The organism is Thalassotalea sp. LPB0316, from assembly GCF_014898095.1.
Taxonomy (GTDB): Bacteria; Pseudomonadota; Gammaproteobacteria; order Enterobacterales; family Alteromonadaceae; genus Thalassotalea_G.
Map to the genome: position 1 here is coordinate 1193948 of NZ_CP062946.1, position 21155 is coordinate 1215102.

A 21155-nucleotide genomic window follows, 5' to 3' on the forward strand; every position below is an offset into this window, starting at 1 on the left:
TAAGCTGATTTAGCTTGGTACGAAAAAAGCCCGACAACAAATAAGTTCTCGGGTTTTCTTATTTTAAAAGCTTGGTTTCAAGTAAACTAAAATCACCACTGCAAAAAGAATCAATACTGGTACTTCATTAAAAATGCGGTAAAACCTGCCCGAGCGGGTATTTTTATCTTCAGCAAAGGTTTTTAACAGCTTAAAGCAATATAAGTGATAGGCCACAAGCAGCACAACTAAGGTGACTTTAATATGTAGCCAAGGACTCGCGGCAAACCAGGCCATGCCGTAAAAGTGAATCAAGGCAACGCCAAGTAAAATCGTTAGAATTGCAAAAGGCGTGACAAAATAAAGTAATCGGCGCTCCATTCCTTTGAGGTGGTTGGCAATATCTTGGTTGTCAGTTTCGGCGTGATTAACGAACAGCCTTGGCAGATAAAAAATACCGGCAAACCAAGCGACCATAAAAATTACGTGGAAGGCTTTAAGCCAGAGTAAGGTTGTCATTAGGTGAGTTTTCCTTCGTGTAAATAGCTGCGAATTTGCTCAAAGCTAATCATACCAACAATGTTGTTTTTATCTTGCTGGTAAATATAAACACCGCCGCAGCGATCGTTTTTCAGTGCTAAATAAGCCTCTGCCAGTGTATCTTGAGACGATATTGGCTTTAATTGATAACAATCAATTTTAGAGACGTTATTTTTCAAAATGTGCTGATGCCAATAGAACGCGGGCTCGTTGTCTTCATCTTGCTCATGACTAATCACATAAGTGTCGTGAGAGGTTGTTAACGCTTCTTGCTCGGCACTTTCTTTATCGGTATTTAAAATTAATAACTGCTCTTGCATTACACCAATTACGCCAATGCGCTGTAACGAAGTTTCTAATGGCGTTTTGCGATACGGTAAATTTTGCAGATTCAACTGCATAATGAATATTGAACGGTTGTTAAACATTTGCCCAGATAGTAAACAAGCCGTGGTGATCACTATCATCGCTGGTACCACGACCTCAAGTTGATTCGATAACTCAACCACCGCTAACAAGGCGGCAAGGGGAGCGTTTAAAGTTGCCGCCATAAAACCAGCCATTCCCATTAACGCCATATCATTGGCAACGTTTGGCGCATCAATAAACGGGCTAAAAACAATAGAGGTGGCAATGCCTGTAAGTGCTCCGATTGCCAGAATAGGGCCGATCATACCACCGGGAATACCTAAGCCAATGGCAAATAAGGTCATGAGAATTTTGGCGCACAACAGATAGGTAATAATGCTCCATTGATTTTGTACATCAAGGCTAAGTGCTGTTGCTACTTCAGCGTGTAGTGGGTCAATGGCAATAGGGGCGAATAACGCAAACAAGCCAGTGATCACGGCAGCAAACCCTAAGCGAATAACGATTGACCAGTTTTTAAATTTATCCAGAATATAAATCAGTGCATGGTTAAACGCTGAGGCTAGTGCGCCGAGTAACACGCCTAAAATCACTAAATAAGGGTAGATTGAAGGCTCAAGCGATAAGGTGGTAAAAAATTCAAATTCATGCACGCGGCCATACACGCCACTGGTCACCATAGAGCCAATAATTGAGGCGAGCATAATCGGAATAAAAATATGAATTTTGTATTCGCGCAAAATCACTTCCATCACGAACATTACTGCCGCTATGGGGGTATTAAAGGTGGCGGCGATGGCTGCGGCGATACCACTAGCACACAAGGTACGGATACTATTATTTGGCAAGTTTAACTGATTGCCAACATAACTTGCACCAGCGGCGCCAATGTGAACAGCTGGCCCTTCTCGGCCAACAGAAAAGCCTGATGCCAACGCGACTGCACCGCCCCAGAACTGGTTCAAGGTATTGCGAAATGGAATAACGCCGTAAGCAATTTTCAAGCGATGTAAAACAAACGGAATGCCCGAGCGAATATATTGATAGCCGGTAAGCCAAGACATAGCTAAAATCAGCGAAACACCAGCGATTGGGATTAAAAAACGACTTAGCGCTTCAAAACTGGTATAGTGGCTAATTTGAGATTTAAACAGTTGCTCTAAGCCGTCAATGGTGAGCGTAAATAGAATAATCAGCAGCGCAGCAAATAAACCACCAAAAATCGCCAGTAAGCACAACTGCCAAGACGTTTGTGGTAGTGCTAATCGTTTTTTAAATGCGCTAACGGTATTCATCACAGTTTTATTATGCTTTTTGGGGCATTGAGAAGTTAGGTACATAATACGTTAATAATGAATTGGTTAGCAAAAATAAATCTAAGTGTTGTCGTACAAAGGCTCGGGCCGTTCCGCTCAGCGCTACTGTTAATCTCACTGATTGCCGTGAGCTTTTTCAGCGGTTATCGCATCGGTAATTACTACAATAACTACCAAGTGAAAACGATTGAGAATCAGGCCGCGCGCTTAACGAGTTTGTATGACATTCAACAACAACAAGCCTCTCGTATTAATACCTTGCTGGTAGAACTCGAAGTTGAACGTCTAGCCAGTGAACAGGCCGCTAGTGCCTTAAAAGCATTGCAGGCAGAGCACTTTGCGGTAAAAAAAGAGCTGGCATTTTATGAAAAAGTGATGGCACCCGAAAAGCAAGCCGATGGTTTGGTTATCGATAGTGTGGCGATTGTACCAACCCAAAGTGAAAATCATTATCGCTATCAGGTGGTATTAGTACAGCAACAAGCCAACAAACGCTATGCTAAAGGCTATATTGAATTGTCGTTAAAGGGCAGTCAGGCGAAAAAGCCAGCGCAAATAAACCTTGCTGAGTTGGCAAATATCGATCAAAAAGCACGTTCGTTTAGTTTGCAATACTTTCAAATTCTTGAAGGGGAATTTACCTTGCCTGAGGAATTTAGCCCTGAACAGCTTGATGTCTCGGTCATTTTGCCTAAGGGCAAGTGGCAAAAGTATCAACGCATTGACCAAAGTTACGACTGGCAACAAATTAATTCTGGGCTATAGCTAAAAGTTACCAGTAAAAAGTTTCCAGCTTATAACGACAAATACTTGATTAAATTAGTCAGGTTTAAGATAATTCGCAACCATTGAAATTGAGAAGTAAGAAATCCCATGTCATCAACTGAATTACCTATTAAATTTACTGATGCAGCCGCTAGTAAAGTGTTAGCCCTGATCACTGAAGAAGAAAATCCAGCGCTTAAGTTACGCGTGTATGTAACCGGTGGTGGTTGTTCTGGTTTTTCATACGGCTTTACGTTTGACGAAAAAGTCAACAACGGTGATATGACGGTGGAAAAAGCTGGCGTAACGCTAGTGGTTGACCCAATGAGCTTGCAATATCTTGTTGGCGGTGAAGTTGACTACATTGAAGGCTTAGAAGGTAGCCGCTTTTTAGTTAATAACCCGAATGCAACCACCACTTGCGGTTGTGGCTCGTCATTCTCAGTGTAATAAGCCATTCTTACTCACATGAAAAACCAGCTTCGCGCTGGTTTTTTTGTTTTTAGCTTACGCAAACCTTTGAGTGAGATACTATTTCGCTAGCTTCCTTGTGGTTAGTTATAAAATATAGTTTCTTCTTGTGTATTTAATAGCTACACTATATTTGTGTAACTAATAGATATACAGAGATGCGATATGGCAAATAAAACGGCACCCATTAATATGCGTGTAGAACCCTCAGTCAGAGATATTATTGATGCAGCGGCAAATTTAATGAAGTTGGATCGTTCTGTCTTTATTCAGCAAGTGGTTTTGAAAGAGGCGCAAAAAATCCTGACAAATCAGCGAGACTTTATACTTGATGAACAAGCCTTCGAGGCATTTGAGCAGGCACTTAATAACGATCCAGTAAAAAGCGACGGTATTAATGATTTATTGAGCAGGAAATCACCTTGGAAATAACTGCCCCTCATTTGCTCGAAGACAAACACAACTTACGCGGGTTTTGCTGTGGTAAACAAGCGCTAGATAGCTGGCTTTATAACAACGCCTTAAAAAATCACCAACGAAATAATTCAAAAGTCTATGTTGTAACCAATGGCAACCACGATGTTATTGGTTATTACGCTGTCGCCATGGGCTCTGTTCAGCGTAACAGTGCGTTATCGAGTTTGAAAAGGAATAGTCCAGACCCTATCCCTATGGTTGTATTAGCTAGACTCGCTGTTGATCAAAACTACAAAGGTTTAGGTATTGGTGCGGGCCTACTGAAAGACTGCATGTTGCGCTCAGTTCAAGCAATGGACGTAATTGGTGGTGCAGGCGTACTTGTTCATGCTATTGATGAAGAAGCAAAGCAGTTTTATAAGAAGTTCGGCTTTAGTGAATCACCTATCGACCCTATGGTTTTAATGGCGCGAATAGTTGATATAAAAGCGTCTATTTGATCGCTAGCAACTGTTATGTGCAGTTGGGAAACTGAGCTTAGAAGCAACACTCTTTAAAGACCAAACTCTAAATCAGAGGGGCTAGATTTTTACTCAATAATGTTAGCCTAGATAAATTAAACACTGATAAAGTTAAGAAGAGCCCCCGCAAAGGTTACACTAACAATGGTTAATATTAGGACTTTATTGAAAATTTCTCTCACATCTGTTTTAAGACCGTTGTTAAGTAAGTTACTTTCTATTTTATTTATTAATTTTGCTCTTTTGATCCCTTTTTTGTCTAGAAATTCAATGCGCGTTAAGCCGAAGACAACATCTATTTCCATTCGATAATGAGTACTATCACTCATATCTACTATCAAAAATTTGCGACCAGAATTATATTCTTGTATTTCAAGTTGATAACCGTCTTCTTTCGCTTCTTTTATCGAGCTAACAACAGCTTTGATGGTGCAATCTGTTAAATACATGCATTGGCGGGGCATTAAAATAATGATTAAAGCTAAACAGTATATTTCAATCGATGTTGAAAAAGACACGGTTGGGTGTTCAAAATATATTTGTAAACCTAGTTTTAATAATAGGGCAGCGAAGAAAGAATAATAAACAATTGCAAGTATGCTCACTTTAAACTGTTTTTGGTCAGTGTTATTTAATGCCAGTGAATAAAAATATAAACAATATAAGCAAGCTGGGATAATTAACACCGGATACGAAAACATGTTTATTATTTCATTGTCCATATAAGTCTCCCTTTAGATAACCTTTCCTGATTGTTTGTATGGCAGTCTGACCTAAATAAATGTGACGCGGTTATTTGTTAAAAAACTATAAAATAACAAGGCCGAAGTAAAAAGTTCCCAAAGTTAGCAACAAACCTATGATACCAAAGTACCCCCATGTATAACTTCGCTTAACCCCCATTGCCGACATGCAAGGTAGTAAATTGTTGTCAATTGATTTAGTTAATTCTTGCGAGCCATGGCCTGCTATTTCGATACTGCAAAATTTATTACCAACTCTACGGGCAGGAATTACTTTTATCGTTTTATATCCCTCGTTGTTCTCATAACCGTCAATTGAAAATGTATACGCTTCATAACCATCGACTGTAAATTTCAGTGATTCAAAATGATAAGTTATCTTATTGATAGTAAAATAACGCTTAAGGCCATCACATACTTGCTTTGCTGTATAGCCTGTAACGATATTAGCGATATTTATAATATACATTGGGTGGGCTAACACGAGAAAAATAGCCCAACATAATGCCGGCGATATTGAGGTTGAGTTGCTCCATGCTGTGGCGCCTACACATACAACTAATGCACAGCTAATTCGCCAACAGTGTAAATATTTACTTTGAGTAATAATCAAACGATTATTGTTAAAGCACTGAATCGTACTGTAGAGAACTAAGAAATAAAGGAAAACCCCAGAGCATATAATTAGTAATTTATAAGTTTCGATCATAAAACTCACGCCTATTTTTGATAAAATGGTTCAGAATTACCGTAGGGTTCATGTAGATGCTGCGGCCTAGAATTTTTTCATTGCGTTATAAATATAACAGCAAATAAATAAATCAAAGCATATACAAGTGTTGCACCTACTAGCGTAATACCGGCTTGTTTGTGCTTATAAATAGCTAAATTGTTTAACGCAACTGGTAATTCCGCCTCTAATAACTTCGTTAATGGCTTGCCATTCGTTTCCGCGACTGTTATTCGACAGATAAATTTTGACGGAGCTGAGTATACGGTTATCAAGCCCGAGCCTATAGCGCCTTCAGTATCAGTTATTACAACTGAATTGTCGGTTTGAAGGTGATTTATATCACGCTGTTTTAGAAGTTGGTTTATGCCGGTGATAATCTCGCCACTCGAATAGCCATAGATCACGCCACTAAAAAGTTTTTCTAAAGTAAACGGGAGCATCAGCAATATCAATATACATAGCTCCAAAAGGAGTCCTCCCGAATAAGCTATCCAAGCTGAAGTTGCAACACCTGTGCAATAGTCAAGATAGCGAGTTTGAGAGAAAAACAGCTTATCGCTAAAATAGAACTTTACCGAAAAGTAACCATATAGAAGCGCGGGAACACAAAGTAAAATATCCATAAAATCAACACCTCTACCTTAAAGTCTAGTTACACTCATATTACTCGCCCAAGGCGCACCACTATCATTGGCTAGCCACTTTGTATATTTGATAAGGCTAAGTACATTGCTTTGATATATAGACGTGTAGTCATTTAAGGATGCCTGATTGAAGCTCACAATAAAAAGCCCATACTTTGAAAAAACTTGATGGCTAATAATATGAGGCTTGTAAATAAGAGGTGTCTCGATAAGTATTTCAAAATGAGCTTATTGTTTGGCTTAAGATTTAACGTCTGTTGAAGGGTCGTAATCTCTCTTAATATTTTCTTATCAAATGTTGAATTTTTTACACCCAAAAAACGAACTTTAGCAGAGTAAGGTTCATTTTTTTGTGTCGCATCGTTAATTGAATCAAAAGCCAATTCTAGTTTTTTATCTTGCTTAATGGTAAAGCGATAAACATCGTCCTCGTCGCACAACTCGTCACTATCATTTTTTTTAGGTTCTTCAATGCGATAACCACTGTTTTTAGCATATTCGTTAAATAAGGTTAATAAATCTGATTTCTTCAAACCATCAACACTGTAGCAATCTAAGTCTTTATATGTTTCATGAAGATTCTTACGGTTAAGTAAAACAACGATCATCATAAATAACACACCATATATTCCGGTTTGCAACATCAAGAACAAATATGCAAACCCGTAGTACCAAAAAACTGCCCGCAAATAGGAAAAAAAGATTCGCTGAGTTAATAATATATAAGTTTCTATTAAGATGATTGGTGCGATTAATAAAATAAAACTCAGATAAATCAGCATGTATCACATCCTTTGAAACCACAGAACAAATAGTTAATGAGGTAAGCACACCCCATTTGCTATTTCATCTTTATAAACAACCTGTTAACTCATCAATAACACAATGAAAGCAGGAAAGGTGTAAAGACATGTAAAGAAAATTCGTTCTTGCACATCCGTCATCGCTTAACTCAATAATATTCTGCAACATTTTTATCGCCTATTTGCTCAATAGTTACGTACAATACCAATTGAATAAATACTTGACCGACTCAGAGCTACGTCAGGGAAGTTAGAATAAAAGAAATTTATGCAGGTGTAGTCATTCTACATCAAGTAAATTTGTGAAATTATCACTTTTCTGACGAGCTCCCAAGGGCGAGTTTAAAAGACTTTTATGCTTCGTTACTGATTTTGATAAGGGAATAACCATTATCTGCAATCAAAGCCTTGCCTAAAAGCCTTTTAAATCTCGCTGAGTGATCAAATATTTAATTCACTTGGTATAATTCAGCGTTTAATATCGTGCAATAAAATCGCCTATGTTTGAGGTAAAAGGAGAAGGTATGAGTGGTTTAACTCGAAGTCGACAATGGTTGGATAAAAGGCCTTATGTACTCGCGGCTTTGATTAGTCTCATCTTAATTATTTGGATGCTCTCTGGCGGTGAACAACATACCGAAACACAAGCGACAGAAGAGCCAGTTACAGAGATAACGCCGAAAGTTAAAGTCCAGCGTTTTAGTGCTGAGCTTGTTGATAATACGGTTGAATTGTACGGTCGAACTGAGCCCGATCGAGTCACTACGATTAAAGCCGAAGTGGCGGGTAAAATTTTAAATGTTCATGCCCAGCGCGGTGCTTTTGTTAAGCAAGGCCAAGTGATTGCCACTATCGACATGAACGATCTCAAAAGCAGGCTAGCACAAGCCAAAGCTTTATTAGCACAGCGAGAACTAAACTATCAAGGCGTTCAGTCACTCCAAAAAGAGGGCTATCAAGGTCGCCTGCAATTAAGTACGGCAGAAGCAGAACTCGCTGATGTTAAAGCACAAATTGCGGCACTGGAAATCGCTATTGATAACACTCAAGTCACCGCGCCATTTGATGGCGTACTTAATACCCGTTATGTTGAACAAGGTGATTACGTGAAAGTTGGCGACCAAATTGCGATGCTTGCTGATTTACAACCAATTGTGGTTACAGGCTATGCCACTGAGCATCAAATCAGCCAGCTTATGGTTGGGCAATCGGCTAATATTGAGTTGCTAAACCACCCAGCAGCACAGGGGAAAATTCGCTATATCGCCAGTGTTGCTGACCAAAAAACCAATACCTTCAAAGTTGAAGTTGCTGTTGATAACAGCCAAGGTCAATGGCGCGCAGGCCAGTCAGGCACCTTGCAAATAGCGCTCAATAAAACACCGGCAATTAAAGTGTCGCCCGCTTTATTGGCGCTAGATGAGCAAGGTAATATTGGTATTAAAACTGTTGAAAATGAACACGTTGTTTTTAGTGAAATCAATATTGTTAAGAGCGAAAGCGATGGTATTTGGCTCAGTGGCTTAGGCGAGAACGCCGATATCATTGTGCTCGGCCAAGGCTTTGTTCGCGGTGGCGATAAAGTCGACCCCGTAATGGCAGAAAGCGAGTAAACACTATGTTGTCGATTATTGAAGGCGCTTTATCCCACACTCGCTCAGTGCTCTCGATCTTTGTTTTATTGATTATTTCCGGCGCCATTACCTACGCCAATATTGCCAAAGAATCGAATCCTGATATCACCATTCCAACCATTTATGTGTCTATGGTGCACGATGGTATTTCGCCAGAAGATGCGGAGCGGATGTTGGTTAGGCCAATGGAAAATGAGCTTAAATCGATTGCCGGTATCAAAGAAATGAAATCAAACGCCGGTGAAGGCCATGCATCGGTCACTCTTGAATTTATTGCCGGCTTTGATCCCAAAGAGGCGTTAGCTGATGTTCGCGATAAAGTCACCTTAGCGAAAGCCAAATTGCCAAACGAAACAGAAGAGCCTGAAGTCCACGAAGTGACAATGGCCAATCAGCAACCGGCAATTACGGTTATTTTATCGGGCCCAGTAACCGAGCGCGGCTTGGTCACCTTAGCGCGCAACCTACGCGATAAGTTAGAAACCTTAGAAGAAGTGCTAGAGGTTGATATTGGTGGTGATCGCGAAGATATGGTTGAAATTATTGTCGATCCTTTACTGATGGAAAGCTACGGTTTAGATTCTGGCGATATTTATAACTTAGTTGAGCGCAATAACCGCCTAGTACCAGCCGGTACGATGGATACGGGCAAAGGCCGATTCGCGATTAAAGTGCCGTCGATTTTTGAAACCGTGCAAGACTTACTCGACCTACCGATCAAGGTTGATGGCGATAAAATTATTACCTTTGCCGATGTCTCTAAAGTGCGCCGAGCCTATAAAGATCCTACTTCATTTGCCCGCCTTGATGGTCATCGCTCAGTGGCAATTGAAGTGAAAAAACGCTCGGGCGAAAACATTATTCACACCGTCGATAAAGTGAAAGCAATTACTGCTCAAGAGCAGCAAAAATGGCCATCGCAAGTTGCTGTTACCTATGTCGGTGACCAGTCTCGTGAAGTAAAAGAAACGCTAAACGATCTGCAAAATAACGTCTTTTCAGCCGTGTTGTTGGTGGTCATTGTGGTGATTGCCGCGCTCGGTGTTCGAAGTGCCATGTTGGTTGGCTTTGCTATACCTGGCGCTTTTTTAACGGGCATTTTAGTGATCGCAATGTCAGGCCTAACCATCAATATCGTGGTGTTGTTTGGTTTGATCATGGCTGTCGGTATGCTAGTTGATGGGGCTATTGTGGTTACCGAGTTTGCTGACCGACAAATGAGCGAAGGGGTTCACCGTAAACAAGCTTATAAAATGGCATCTAAACGCATGGCTTGGCCAATTATTGCCTCAACTGCAACCACCTTAGCAGCCTTTGCGCCGTTAATGTTTTGGCCGGGCATGATGGGCGAGTTTATGAAGTACTTGCCGTTTACCCTCATCGCGGTGTTAACAGCATCATTAGCAATGGCACTGATTTTTGTGCCTGCTATTGGTACGGTATTTGGTAAAGCGCGCGTGGTCTCAAGCGAAGAGCGCGAACAAATGATCCAAGCCGAAGAGGGCGATATTCGCAGCTTAAAAGGCTTTACTGGCAAGTACGTTGGCTTGCTAACTAAAGCGATTGAACGACCAAAAACCGTGGTGTTAGGTACGGTGCTTGTCGCCATTTTAGTGATGTTTGCTTACGGCAAAAGCGGCTTGGGCATGGTGTTTTTCCCTGATGTTGAGCCTAACAGTGCGACTATGGTGGTGCGCTCGCATGGCGATTTATCGATGCGTGAAAAAGATGAAATTATGCAAATCATCGAGCAACGGATTTTACCGATTAGCGATATTGAAACCTTGTACACGCGAACCGGTGGTAATGATCAAATTGGTAGTTTTCAGGTTAACTTTAAAAACTGGCAAGAGCGTCGTCCTGCCGATCAAGTGATCAGTGATATTCACAGCAGAACCAAAGATTTAGCCGGCGTTGAGATTGAAGCGCGCAAAAATAGCCCTGGCCCACAAAGTGGTAAAGATCTGATCATTGAATTGAGCTCGCGTTTTCCCGACAGGTTAGATGAAACCGTGAAAACTATCCGTAATGCTTTAGTCGCCAACGGCAACTTTACTGATATTGAAGACTCAAGTTCAAAACCGGGCATTGAGTGGCAACTCAAAATTGATCGCGCTAAAGCAGCAACCTTAGGCGCTGATGCAACTTTGGTTGGTTCAACCGTTCAGTTAGTCACTAACGGCTTGAAACTCGGAGAGTATCGCCCAGATGACGTTGACGATGAACTCGATATTCGCGTGCGTTTCCCTGAAGAAAAACGCCATCTTGGCAGGCTTGATGATATTCGGGTAAAAACGGCTAATGGCTTAGTGCCAATTACGGGCTTTGTTGAGCGCAGTGCGGCAAATAAAGTTGATACCATTCGCCGAGTTGACTCCAAGCGCGTCGTATCAGTTAAAGCTAACTTGGTAACAGATGCTCAGCTAATCAAAGAACTACCTAAGTTAAAGGCGCAATTCCCATCGCTTAACATTGATCCGAGCGTTGATATTGTTATCAAAGGTCAAAATGAAGATCAGCAAGAATCGCAAGACTTCCTAGTTAATGCCTTTGGTGTCGCGCTCTTTGTGATGGCGATTATTTTAGTCACCCAATTTAATAGCTTCTACCAAGCGTTTTTGATTTTAAGTGCTGTAGTTTTCTCAACCGTTGGCGTGTTCCTTGCCTTGATGATAGTTCAGCGCCCCTTCGGTATTGTGATGGGCGGTATTGGCGTGATTTCGCTTGCCGGTATCGTGGTCAATAACAATATCGTGTTAATTGATACCTACAATGTATTGCGCAAACAAGGCTATGAAGTGGTGGATGCGATTTTGCGAACTGGCGCACAACGCCTGCGTCCCGTCTTATTAACCACTATCACGACTATACTCGGCTTATTGCCTATGGTATTACAAGTTAACTTAGACTTTTTTAACCGCACAGCGGTGGTTGGTTCACCGTCAACCCAGTGGTGGGCGCAGTTAGCAACAGCTGTGGCTGGCGGCTTAGCTTTTGCCACGATTCTTACTTTGGTGATCACCCCTTGTATGTTGGCATTAAAAGATTTAAGGAAGCAAAAGGTGCGTAAAGCGCCGGTAGTACAAGAAATTAATCAACCCCAAAAAATAACAGACGTTGCTTAAACGTCGAACATTGGAGTGAATTTTGTTGCAGTCAAAACTTTCGAAAGCCGTAGCCTTAACCTCGGTATTTATTGCTAGCCTGGCGTTATCAAGCACCGCACGGGCAATTACGCCAGAAGATAAAGTTGTGCTTGAGCAATTAAAACAATCAAGCCTTAAATCTGATTTGTCATATGAGTTGATTGAATCGCTTACAACAGAAGTGGGCAATCGCTTAATGGGGACAGAAGGCGATAAACGCTCGATTGAATGGGCAGTGAATAAGATGAAAGCGCTAGGCTTTGACAAAGTATGGACTGAAGAAGTCAAAGGCACGTATTGGCAACGCGGCCATGCGCACGCTCAAATTGTTGCGCCATTTCCACAAAAAATGGTGGTATTAGCGCTCGGTGGCAGTGTGTCTACGCCACAAGGTGGCCTTGAAGCTCAGGTTGCTCACTTTGAAACCTTAGCTGACTTAAAAGCGGCGCCAGATAACAGCTTAAACGGTAAAATTGCCTTTGTTTCGTATCGCATGACTAAGCATATTGATGGCAAAGGCTATGGCCCAGCAGTGGGCACTCGTGTTACCGGTGCCAGTGTTGCTGCGCAAAAGGGCGCTTCCGCGTTAATTATGCGCTCTGTCGGCACAGACAATAACCGCACTGCACATACTGGCGTGATGCGCTATCAAGAGGGAATTGCGAAAATTCCAGCGGTTGCTTTATCAAATCCTGATGCCGATTTATTAGTGAACCAGTTAAAACGCAACAAACCTGTTACCTTTAAGTTGGCAGTAGAAACGATTACTGGCCACGGCCAATCTGCGGTTTCGGCTAATGTTATCGGCGAGATTACCGGTAGTGAATTACCTAATGAAATTGTTGCTATCGGCGCTCACCTAGATAGTTGGGACGTAGGCACAGGTGCTTTAGATGATGGCTTAGGCATTGGTATGACGATGGCGGCAGCCGCGCAAATTGCCCAGTTAGAAAGCAGACCCAAACGCACCATTCGAGTGATTTTATTCGCCGCTGAAGAAGTCGGGCTATTGGGCGCAAAGCAATATTTAGCCGATCGAAAGGACGATGTATCTGATCATGTGTTAGGTGCTGAGTGGGACTTTGGCATGGGGCCAATTTATAAAATGACCCCAGGTGTTGGCGCCAATGCGCTTAATTCAATTCGCGAATTTGCCCAAATCATCGCGCCACTAGGTGTCTCTTTATCGCCGATGAATAATGGCGTGGCGCAATCAGATATGAGTTTACTCACCAAGGCAGGCATGCCAAGTGTTAACTTTGCCCCAGATGGTACGGATTATTTTGATTATCACCACACAGAAAATGATACCTTGGATAAAGTGAACCCTGATGATCTAAAAATTAACACGACGATTTACACCTTGTTCGCTTATTATGCCGCACAAGCGCCGGTTGATTTTAGAAAGTAAGATTAAAGGCGGTAAGGCTTTAAGGCGATATGGCCTTAAGGCTTTCCAGCATTACCGCTTTCCAGCATTCCAGCATTCACGCTTTCCAGCCTCATCGCTTCGTTGTTAGCCTTGCATTAGTAAGAACTCGATGATTTTATTCATATCGAGATCAAAGTCATCTGCTTTTACCCCTTTAACAATAAAATCTTCGGTGTTGGTTAAGTCAATATCTTCGGTCATCACATAACGGTTGTCATCAACGTTAAAAAATGACCGAACTTTCGGGCGAATTGGATCGGCTTGGTTTCTCGCTTCCACGATCGCTAGCTTATGAGAGTTGAGTTCAACCAGCGAGCCAACAGGGTATACGCCCATGCATTTGATAAATTGATCGACCAGTTGAGCGTCTAAATGTTCATCTTGGGCAAGCTTGCGCAAAATGCTGAAAGCCTTGATATGAGGATAGCCATCTTTGTAACAGCGGTCGGCAGTTAGTGCATCGAAAATATCACAAATAGATACCATGCGGCCGTATTTGGAAATATCTTGAGCTTGAATGTTATACGGGTAGCCAGTGCCATTTAAGCGCTCGTGATGAAGGGCGGCAACTTCCAAGCTCAACTCCGAAACCCCCTGTGTTTGCGAGATAATATCTATCGAGTGATTAACATGAGTTTTCATCACGTCAAACTCTTCGGCGGTAAGCTTCCCTGGTTTGTGCAAGATATTGTCATCGATTTTAATTTTACCGACATCGTGTAAAAACGCGCCAATGGTTAATTGTTGCACCAATGGTTTATCAAAACCCAAATAACGCGCGAAAATGGTCATTAATATCGACACAGACACTGAGTGCTCAAGCAGGTATTCATCTTTATCGCGAATATTGATGACACAAGCTAACGCATCTGGGTTTTTAAAAACCGTGTCTATTGTGTTATTGGTAATATCTATTATCGGTTCGACATTGATTTCTTTGCCGATGGCGACATCTTTAAGGATTTGCCGCTGAATATTCTTCGATTCGTTAAATATCTTTTTCGCTTTTTTGATCTCGACTATGACTGGGCTTTGCGGCTTTTTATCGGGGGGAGTGAGATCGGGACTATCCTCGTCGGAGGTTTTGGTTTTCAGCGCTTTGTCGGTATCAACAAGTACCGAAATCACCCCTTTATTTGCTAATAGGGTGATGACTTTAGGCGTTTTAATATGGCCAGCACTTGTTAACGTGTATGTCCCTTTTTGCTGAACAATATCAATAACGTACTCACCAATGGTTAAGTCTGGTAGCTGTTTTTCTATAATCATTGGCGAATTTACTGCATCCCGTTTGAACGAAACTGTGGACGTACTTTAATATAAGATATAACTTTTAATATAAACCCAAAGTGTTGAGCTGACAATCACCTGCTTGTGAACGCTTTATTTCAGTTGGTATTTTTTAAACAAGCGTAAACTTTTTCATTTAATGGCCGATAAACTAATTATCCACTAGTTGAGAGTATTGTTATGTTTCGTATTTTTTCTTTGATCTCGATGTTTTTGTTAGCCTTTTCTAGCTTTGCTCAAAATATGCAGGCGGTACAAATTTACACAGACGATATGCTATTAGACTTGATCAAAGAGAACAAGCACCTATCGCAAGTCGTACTTGATGAATGCCAATTGGTGCAAGATATTGAAGCGCGAGCGGTAAAAGCGGAAAAACCATCCTATCAATTTTTATGGGGTGATATGTTGGCATACGGTGTGTGTGTGAAAAAAGATATTGCCTTGGGTTTGCGCTATATGCAGCTTGCAGCAGATCAAGGTTTACCTGAAGCGTTAGAACAACTTGGCCGCTATCACCACGTTGGTAAATTTATGCAAGTTGATATCGACAAAGCAATTATCTATTTAAAAGAAGCTGCCAGTGTTAATAATTTAAATGCTCAATTACGCTTAGCTGACCTTTATAACCAAGGATATGGTAGCCCGTTAGATTTTCCTGAACTCTACTCACAACTGCACCACGCGTTAACTGATGACAAAAAGACGCACCAACAAATTGCGCTGCAACTAGCGAATTTGGCAGATAAAATGCCCTCTCATGTTGTGGCTCAAGCGAAAAAAGAGCGTTACTAACCCCCTTTGACCGTTAGTTAAGCCAGAGATGCCGTATCAAGTACGGCATGACGAATTGTTGTTATGTAAGTCAGAGATGCCGTATCAAGTACGGCATGACGAGCTGGAATCATTACCGTGTAGACGGTAAGCTCTCTCAACTAGCATAATAAATTAGCGTCATTACCGTGCAGATGGTAATCTCAATCAGTAGGCACAGTAAATAAGTGTCATTACCGTGCAGACGGTAATCTCAAGCAGTAGGCACAGTAAATAAGTGTCATTACCCTGTAGACGGTAATCTCAAACTACAGCCATCAAGGTTGGATTATCTGTCCAATTACACGATTTAATACAAATTTAATTCCGAGTGTTAGTTATTGAGGTATAATTAAAAAAAACGAAAGAATTAGATTAAGTGACTATACAAGATCCTCACTTCGACCGAGAAGCTAAAAAATACGAAAAACCTATCGCGAGCCGCGAGCTTATTCTCGAGCTGATCAGCCAAGCAACAACACCGTTAACCTTTAAAGGTGTTTGTCAGGCAACCGGCATTTTTGAAGAAAGCGATAAGGTGGCATTAAAAAGACGCTTACGAGCTATGGAGCAAGCTGGTCAGCTCGTGTTCAATAAATTCAAACAGTATGTTATCCCAGCCAAACGCGATGTCATCACAGGGCGTGTGATTGGTCACCGCGATGGTTATGGCTTTTTCACGCCAGATACCGGTGGTAAAGATTTCTTTATCTCATCTCACGAAATGCAACGGGTTTTTCACGGCGATGTTGCCGAAGGTATGCTGCTTGAGCGCACCGATAAAAAAGGCCGTAAAGAAATTCGCATTCTCAATGTTATTGAACCGCGTAAACACGGGATTGTTGGTCGCCTTTTTAAAGAGCACAATATTACGTTTGTTGTGCCAGACGACGCCCGCATTCAACAAGATATTTTAATTCCGCCAGAGCAAACCATGGGTGCCAAACACGGCCAAATGGTGGTGATTGAAATTATCCAACGACCGTCAAAACACCGCAATGCCATGGCAAAAGTGATTGAAGTGCTAGGCGATCATATGGCGCCTGGCATGGAGATTGAAATTGCCTTACGCGAACACGATTTACCCCATGAATTTTCAGCTCAAGTCAAAGCGGAAGTCGCTACCTTAAGTGATGAAGTCACGGAAGAGGCGAAAGTACCTCGGGTTGATTTGCGCGATTTACCGCTAGTAACGATTGACGGCGAAGATGCGCGTGATTTTGACGATGCGGTTTATTGTCAGCCAAAGAAAAGCGGCGGCTGGCGCTTGTGGGTCGCGATAGCGGATGTTAGTTACTACGTTAGACCTAATACTGCGTTAGATGATGAAGCGATTGCCCGTGGTAATTCTGTCTATTTTCCATCACAAGTGATTCCGATGTTGCCGGAAAAACTGTCAAACGGCCTGTGTTCGTTAAATCCTGATGTCGATCGCCTGTGTATGGTCTGTGAAATGACCGTTAGTGCCTCTGGTAATTTATCTGGCAGTAAATTTTATCCGGCGGTAATGCGCTCTAAAGCGCGTTTTACCTACACTAAAGTGGCAGCAATCTTAGACGGTGATCAAGCGTTGATCGACCAATACGCCCCATTGGTTGATGATTTACGTCACTTGCACGATATGTATATTGCATTGGCGAGCGCAAGAGATAACCGCGGTGCAATTGCTTTTGAAACGGAAGAGTCACAATTTATCTTTAACCAAGATAGAAAAATTGAATCGATTGTCCCGTTGATCCGTAACGATGCGCACAAGATGATTGAAGAATGCATGATCTTGGCTAATGTCGCGACGGCGAAGTTTATCGAAAAACACAAAATGCCGGGGTTATTTCGTGTCCACGATAAACCGAGTGACGATAAATACCGCAATTTTATCTCGTACTTAGGTGAATTAGGTATTGAGATCCCGTACAAAGAAGCGCCAGAGCCTTCTGATTATGGCTATATTTTGGCAAAAGTTGCTGAACGCCCAGATCAAGAACTGATCCAAACTATGTTACTGCGTTCGATGAAGCAAGCGGTTTATCAAAGTGAAAACATCGGTCACTTTGGCTTGGCCTTAACGCAATATAGCCACTTTACTTCGCCAATTAGACGTTATCCCGATCTTGTGGTTCATCGCGTGATTAAGGCTATTTTACAGCAACAGGCTGAAAGTGAAGCTAATGTTGGTTATTTCAGTTATACCGACCAACAAGTAACAGAACTAGGTGAGCACTGTTCGATGACCGAGCGCAGAGCCGATGATGCCACGCGCGACGTCGCTGATTGGCTCAAGTGCGAATACATGCTTGATCACGTTGGCGACAGCTTTACTGGGGTGATTTCGACAGTAACCAATTTTGGCCTTTTTGTTCGCTTACAAGACTTACATATTGAAGGGCTTATTCACATTACTTCACTGGGTCGCGATTTTTATCACTTTGACGATGTTAGAATGTGCTTATCCGGTGAGAATACAGGTAAGCGCTACAATGTTGGCGATGTGTTAGCTGTGCAAGTAGCGGCAGTCAATCTTGACGAGAAGAAAATTGATCTGGTATTACAGGGTGAAAATGCCATTTTACAAAAAGCAAAGCCAATAGCGAGAAGTAACGCTAAACAAGGCAAGGGTAAGAAAGTCAAATCAAAAGCGCAAGAGCGAGCTAAAAGCGCGGCACGTGATTTCGAAAAGCCAGCAAAAGGTAAAAAGAAAGACAAAGCTGAAAAGTCGAAAGTTAAAAAGCGCAAAGCGCGTAAAAACAGGCCAGGCAAAAATGCCCGTAAAGCCGCGAAATCAAAGAAGTAATTAAAGAAGAACACTATGTCAAAACAAAGTGATATCGTTTTAGGGATCCACGCCGTCCAAGCGTTAATTGAACGTTCTCCAGAGCGCTTTATCGAAATGTGGGCACTGAAAGGCCGTGACGATGAACGAATGCTACCGATCATCAACTTAGCGCGAAAATATAAAATTCCCATGCAGTTTGTGCACCGCAAGGTGTTAGACGACAAAAGTCAAGGTGAACAGCATCAAGGTGTTATTGCGCGCATTACACCGAATAAGCAATACAATGAAAATGATTTAGACGAAATTATCAGTAGTGCAGAGAAGCAAAATATCTCGCCATTTCTGTTGATCTTAGATGGCGTTACCGATCCCCATAATTTGGGCGCTTGCTTGCGAAATGCTGATGCAGCAGGTGTTCAGGCGATTATCGTGCCGAAAGATAAGGCCGCGAAAATTACCGCTACGGTTCGCAAAGTAGCGGTTGGTGCAGCTGAAACTGTGCCCTTAGTTCAAGTGACTAATTTAGCTCGCACAATGAAACACATCCAGCAACTAGGCGTTTGGATCGTTGGCACCGCTGGGGAAACCGATACCAGTTTATACGACGTTAAGCTCAATGGCCCGTTAGCTTTAGTGATGGGGGCAGAGGGCAAAGGTATGCGCAGGCTTACGCGAGAAAACTGCGACCAATTAGTTAAGCTGCCAATGGCTGGTGCGGTATCGAGTCTAAATGTATCCGTTGCGACCGGTATCTGTTTATTTGAAATAGTACGACAAAGGCTTACAAATTAACGAGTTAATTCTTAAGTTATTTGTGATATAAACGACAAAGCGGAATTATTTAGGAGATTTTTATGAGTCATATTTTGGTTGTCGCAGATTTACTAGACAACAATCCAGTAGCAACGTTAAAGGCCAGTGAACTAGCACAGCAAAGCAAGTTGCCAGTAAAGTTTGTCTTTTTCTGTCACGATAATATTACTCACCTAGATAACGATCAAGAGCAGGTCAAAGCTCAGATTATCAAGCGTGTTGAGCAGCAGTCTCAAGCATTATTAACTGAACACGTGCCAGCTGATGTTGAATATAGTTTTGAAGTGGTGTGGGAAAAGCGCATTCACCAGTGGGTTAATCGCTACGTTGATAACAATGATGTAAGTTTTGTTGTTAAAACGGGCCATCGCACTGAAACAATGATGTATACCTCAACTGATTGGCACCTACTTCGTGAGTGTAACGCGCCAATTTATATTTCTTCAGAAAAACAATGGCGCAGAGCACAACACGTTTTAGCTTCGCTTGATTTGGAAACCAAAAATGAAGAAAAACTCGCTTTAAATAGCAAGATTCTCGAGCAAGCAAAAGAATTAGCGAGTGCATCTAAAAGTCAGCTTCATGTCTGTTACACAGTACCTTTTTCGCGTCTATTACACGATTTTGGCATGCAGTTTCGAGATGAACTGGAAATTAAAGCGGAGAAGAAGTTAAAACCAGTTATCGAAGCCTTGTCTAAAGAGCACGATATTCCGATTGAACGCTTTCATATCAAAGCGGGCGAACCTGAAAAAGTGATCCCGAGTACAGCTGCAAGTGTTAAAGCCGCCGTTGTAGTTTTAGGGATGGTGGGTCGCAAAGGCTTGAGTGGTAAGATAATAGGTAACACCGCAGAGAAAATCTTAGCGTTATTAAAAACCGATTTAGTTGCCGTTAAGCCATAAACCGCTTTGGTATTAAAAAAACAAAACCGATGCAACATGCGTCGGTTTTTTTTGTGTTTAGATTCTCATTGACGACCTTGACTTAATTCACTTGGTATAACGTCAGCCACAGGTCAGAATCAATATGTGTCGATACATCGGGGAGCAAAGCGTTATTCAAATGAAAATAACGGCGTAATCGCCATTGTTCAAGCGGGAAAACCCCTTTAGTTGCCGGATGGTTTTGCATCAGAGCTAATAGACTACCATCATTAATCGCACTGACTAATCCTGCCTCTATTTGGCTCGCTAATACTTCGTTTTCTGAATTGGTAAAAAAGTAGTAGGCAAATGGGTAGTGTAAAATCGTTTGATCGTAAATCATCAATTCTGGGTATTTTAACTGAGCCTTTGCTAACTCTCCGTAGCCTTCAAAAATTGCACGAGGAAAATAATCACAGCGCTTTTGTTGCAGCATTTTGAACATTAAATCAAAGCGAGCCACTCTGAGCACTCGATAACCGTTGGCTTCTAGGATGTCTGAGTCAGGCCAGTGCTGGCCTTGACAAGCAACTTTACTTTTTAAGGTCGCTTCATCAATATTGATAAAATCTTCAAGGTTTTCTTTTCTGATAATTGAAACCCGATAACCTAGTAAGCCTTTAAATAGCGGTACCCGTATCGGTAACATCGAAGCCTCGCGATCAAGGCTAGTGCCGGTCCAATAAATATTGGTGACATTATTTTTGAGTAACTGAATTGAGCGACCTTGGGTGGGTTGGCCACTATTTAATATAGTAATATTTTGATAGGGGTGAGTATCTTTGGTTTTATTAATTGCCAAATTGAGCAATTCAACAAAGTAACTGTGAGAGGTATCTTCTTCTGATTGCGGACCAACAATGACAACACTTTTGGCGAGACAATTGACCGAAGCCACGACCAAAAAGGTAAAGAAAATAAATAACCTAAGCACATTAATCCATGTTTTTTGAACTTGCGTGTTTATCAATATAGCTACTTTTAAGTGCTTATACCAATCAGCTTTTCTTAGCCACTAACAAGCTTT

Annotated in this window: 19 protein-coding genes; 11 read left to right on the forward strand and 8 right to left on the reverse strand. The window is 41.7% G+C overall.

The genetic code is table 11. The features are described from left to right. Positions 1 to 63: 63 nt before the first annotated feature. Together hemJ and LP316_RS05300 are read right to left on the reverse strand one after the other, a co-directional pair. The gene (gene hemJ, locus LP316_RS05295) at positions 64 to 498 is read right to left on the reverse strand and encodes a protoporphyrinogen oxidase HemJ (protein ID WP_193023083.1); all 435 of its coding nucleotides are present in this window, start codon (positions 496 to 498) and stop codon (positions 64 to 66) included. Continuing rightward, positions 498 to 2183, reverse strand: a complete 1686-nt coding sequence (locus LP316_RS05300) for a chloride channel protein (protein WP_226960838.1) — start codon at positions 2181 to 2183, stop codon at positions 498 to 500. Before LP316_RS05300 ends, hemJ begins: the two co-directional genes overlap by 1 nt. A 57-nt stretch (positions 2184 to 2240) precedes the next feature. Here LP316_RS05300 and LP316_RS05305 point away from each other — a divergent pair, with 57 nt between their 5' ends. The 4 genes from LP316_RS05305 to LP316_RS05320 all read left to right on the forward strand — a co-directional run bounded on the left by LP316_RS05305 (position 2241) and on the right by LP316_RS05320 (position 4357). Further along, positions 2241 to 2969 carry a DUF6776 family protein gene (locus LP316_RS05305; RefSeq protein WP_193023087.1) on the forward strand — a complete coding sequence of 243 codons (729 nt, stop codon included), beginning with the start codon at positions 2241 to 2243 and terminating at the stop codon, positions 2967 to 2969. Positions 2970 to 3077: 108 nt separating this feature from the next. Continuing rightward, positions 3078 to 3419 (forward strand): iron-sulfur cluster insertion protein ErpA, encoded by a 342-nt coding sequence (gene erpA, locus LP316_RS05310; RefSeq protein ID WP_193023089.1) that lies wholly within the window; start codon positions 3078 to 3080, stop codon positions 3417 to 3419. A 186-nt stretch (positions 3420 to 3605) separates the two neighbouring features. Then, positions 3606 to 3872 carry a DUF1778 domain-containing protein gene (locus LP316_RS05315; RefSeq protein ID WP_193023091.1) on the forward strand — a complete coding sequence of 89 codons (267 nt, stop codon included), beginning with the start codon at positions 3606 to 3608 and terminating at the stop codon, positions 3870 to 3872. Next, the gene (locus tag LP316_RS05320; RefSeq protein WP_193023092.1) at positions 3863 to 4357 is read left to right on the forward strand and encodes a GNAT family N-acetyltransferase; all 495 of its coding nucleotides are present in this window, start codon (positions 3863 to 3865) and stop codon (positions 4355 to 4357) included. Before LP316_RS05315 ends, LP316_RS05320 begins: the two co-directional genes overlap by 10 nt. A 116-nt stretch (positions 4358 to 4473) precedes the next feature. Here the strand turns inward: LP316_RS05320 and LP316_RS05325 are convergent, their stop codons facing one another. From LP316_RS05325 to LP316_RS05340, 4 genes are all read right to left on the reverse strand, one after another. Continuing rightward, positions 4474 to 5100 (reverse strand): hypothetical protein, encoded by a 627-nt coding sequence (locus LP316_RS05325; RefSeq protein ID WP_193023093.1) that lies wholly within the window; start codon positions 5098 to 5100, stop codon positions 4474 to 4476. An 85-nt stretch (positions 5101 to 5185) separates the two neighbouring features. After that, the gene (locus LP316_RS05330) at positions 5186 to 5830 is read right to left on the reverse strand and encodes a hypothetical protein (protein WP_193023094.1); all 645 of its coding nucleotides are present in this window, start codon (positions 5828 to 5830) and stop codon (positions 5186 to 5188) included. Positions 5831 to 5907: 77 nt separating this feature from the next. Next, the gene (locus LP316_RS05335; RefSeq protein ID WP_193023095.1) at positions 5908 to 6477 is read right to left on the reverse strand and encodes a hypothetical protein; all 570 of its coding nucleotides are present in this window, start codon (positions 6475 to 6477) and stop codon (positions 5908 to 5910) included. Between the two features lie 155 nt (positions 6478 to 6632). Further along, entirely contained in the window at positions 6633 to 7280 is a 648-nt protein-coding gene (locus LP316_RS05340) for a hypothetical protein (RefSeq protein ID WP_193023096.1), read from the reverse strand. Between the two features lie 545 nt (positions 7281 to 7825). Between LP316_RS05340 and LP316_RS05345 the strand changes: the two genes are divergently transcribed. Genes LP316_RS05345 through LP316_RS05355 form a run of 3 tightly spaced genes read left to right on the forward strand, consistent with a single transcriptional unit; the run spans position 7826 to position 13492 of the window. Further along, entirely contained in the window at positions 7826 to 8914 is a 1089-nt protein-coding gene (locus tag LP316_RS05345) for an efflux RND transporter periplasmic adaptor subunit (RefSeq protein WP_193023097.1), read from the forward strand. A gap of 5 nt (positions 8915 to 8919) precedes the next feature. Beyond that, entirely contained in the window at positions 8920 to 12060 is a 3141-nt protein-coding gene (locus tag LP316_RS05350) for an efflux RND transporter permease subunit (RefSeq protein WP_193023098.1), read from the forward strand. 22 nt (positions 12061 to 12082) lie between these two features. Further along, a complete protein-coding gene (locus LP316_RS05355) occupies positions 12083 to 13492 on the forward strand; it encodes a M20/M25/M40 family metallo-hydrolase (protein WP_226960809.1) in 1410 nt (469 codons plus the stop codon). Between the two features lie 105 nt (positions 13493 to 13597). Here the strand turns inward: LP316_RS05355 and LP316_RS05360 are convergent, their stop codons facing one another. Beyond that, the gene (locus tag LP316_RS05360) at positions 13598 to 14782 is read right to left on the reverse strand and encodes an HD-GYP domain-containing protein (protein WP_193023099.1); all 1185 of its coding nucleotides are present in this window, start codon (positions 14780 to 14782) and stop codon (positions 13598 to 13600) included. A 201-nt stretch (positions 14783 to 14983) separates the two neighbouring features. Here LP316_RS05360 and LP316_RS05365 point away from each other — a divergent pair, with 201 nt between their 5' ends. The 4 genes from LP316_RS05365 (at position 14984) to LP316_RS05380 (ending at position 20107) form a co-directional block, all read left to right on the forward strand. Continuing rightward, the gene (locus LP316_RS05365) at positions 14984 to 15598 is read left to right on the forward strand and encodes a tetratricopeptide repeat protein (RefSeq protein ID WP_193023101.1); all 615 of its coding nucleotides are present in this window, start codon (positions 14984 to 14986) and stop codon (positions 15596 to 15598) included. Between the two features lie 397 nt (positions 15599 to 15995). Beyond that, positions 15996 to 18407: a ribonuclease R gene (gene rnr / locus LP316_RS05370; protein WP_193023103.1), complete on the forward strand. Its 2412-nt coding sequence runs from the start codon at positions 15996 to 15998 to the stop codon at positions 18405 to 18407. Between the two features lie 15 nt (positions 18408 to 18422). Then, complete coding sequence (rlmB, locus tag LP316_RS05375; protein WP_193023105.1) at positions 18423 to 19181, forward strand: 23S rRNA (guanosine(2251)-2'-O)-methyltransferase RlmB; 759 nt, start codon at positions 18423 to 18425, stop codon at positions 19179 to 19181. Between the two features lie 62 nt (positions 19182 to 19243). Continuing rightward, positions 19244 to 20107 (forward strand): universal stress protein, encoded by an 864-nt coding sequence (locus LP316_RS05380; RefSeq protein WP_193023107.1) that lies wholly within the window; start codon positions 19244 to 19246, stop codon positions 20105 to 20107. An 82-nt stretch (positions 20108 to 20189) separates the two neighbouring features. Here LP316_RS05380 and LP316_RS05385 read toward each other — a convergent pair whose 3' ends face one another. Then, positions 20190 to 21062 carry a hypothetical protein gene (locus LP316_RS05385; protein WP_193023109.1) on the reverse strand — a complete coding sequence of 291 codons (873 nt, stop codon included), beginning with the start codon at positions 21060 to 21062 and terminating at the stop codon, positions 20190 to 20192. Between the last annotated feature and the right edge of the window lie 93 nt (positions 21063 to 21155).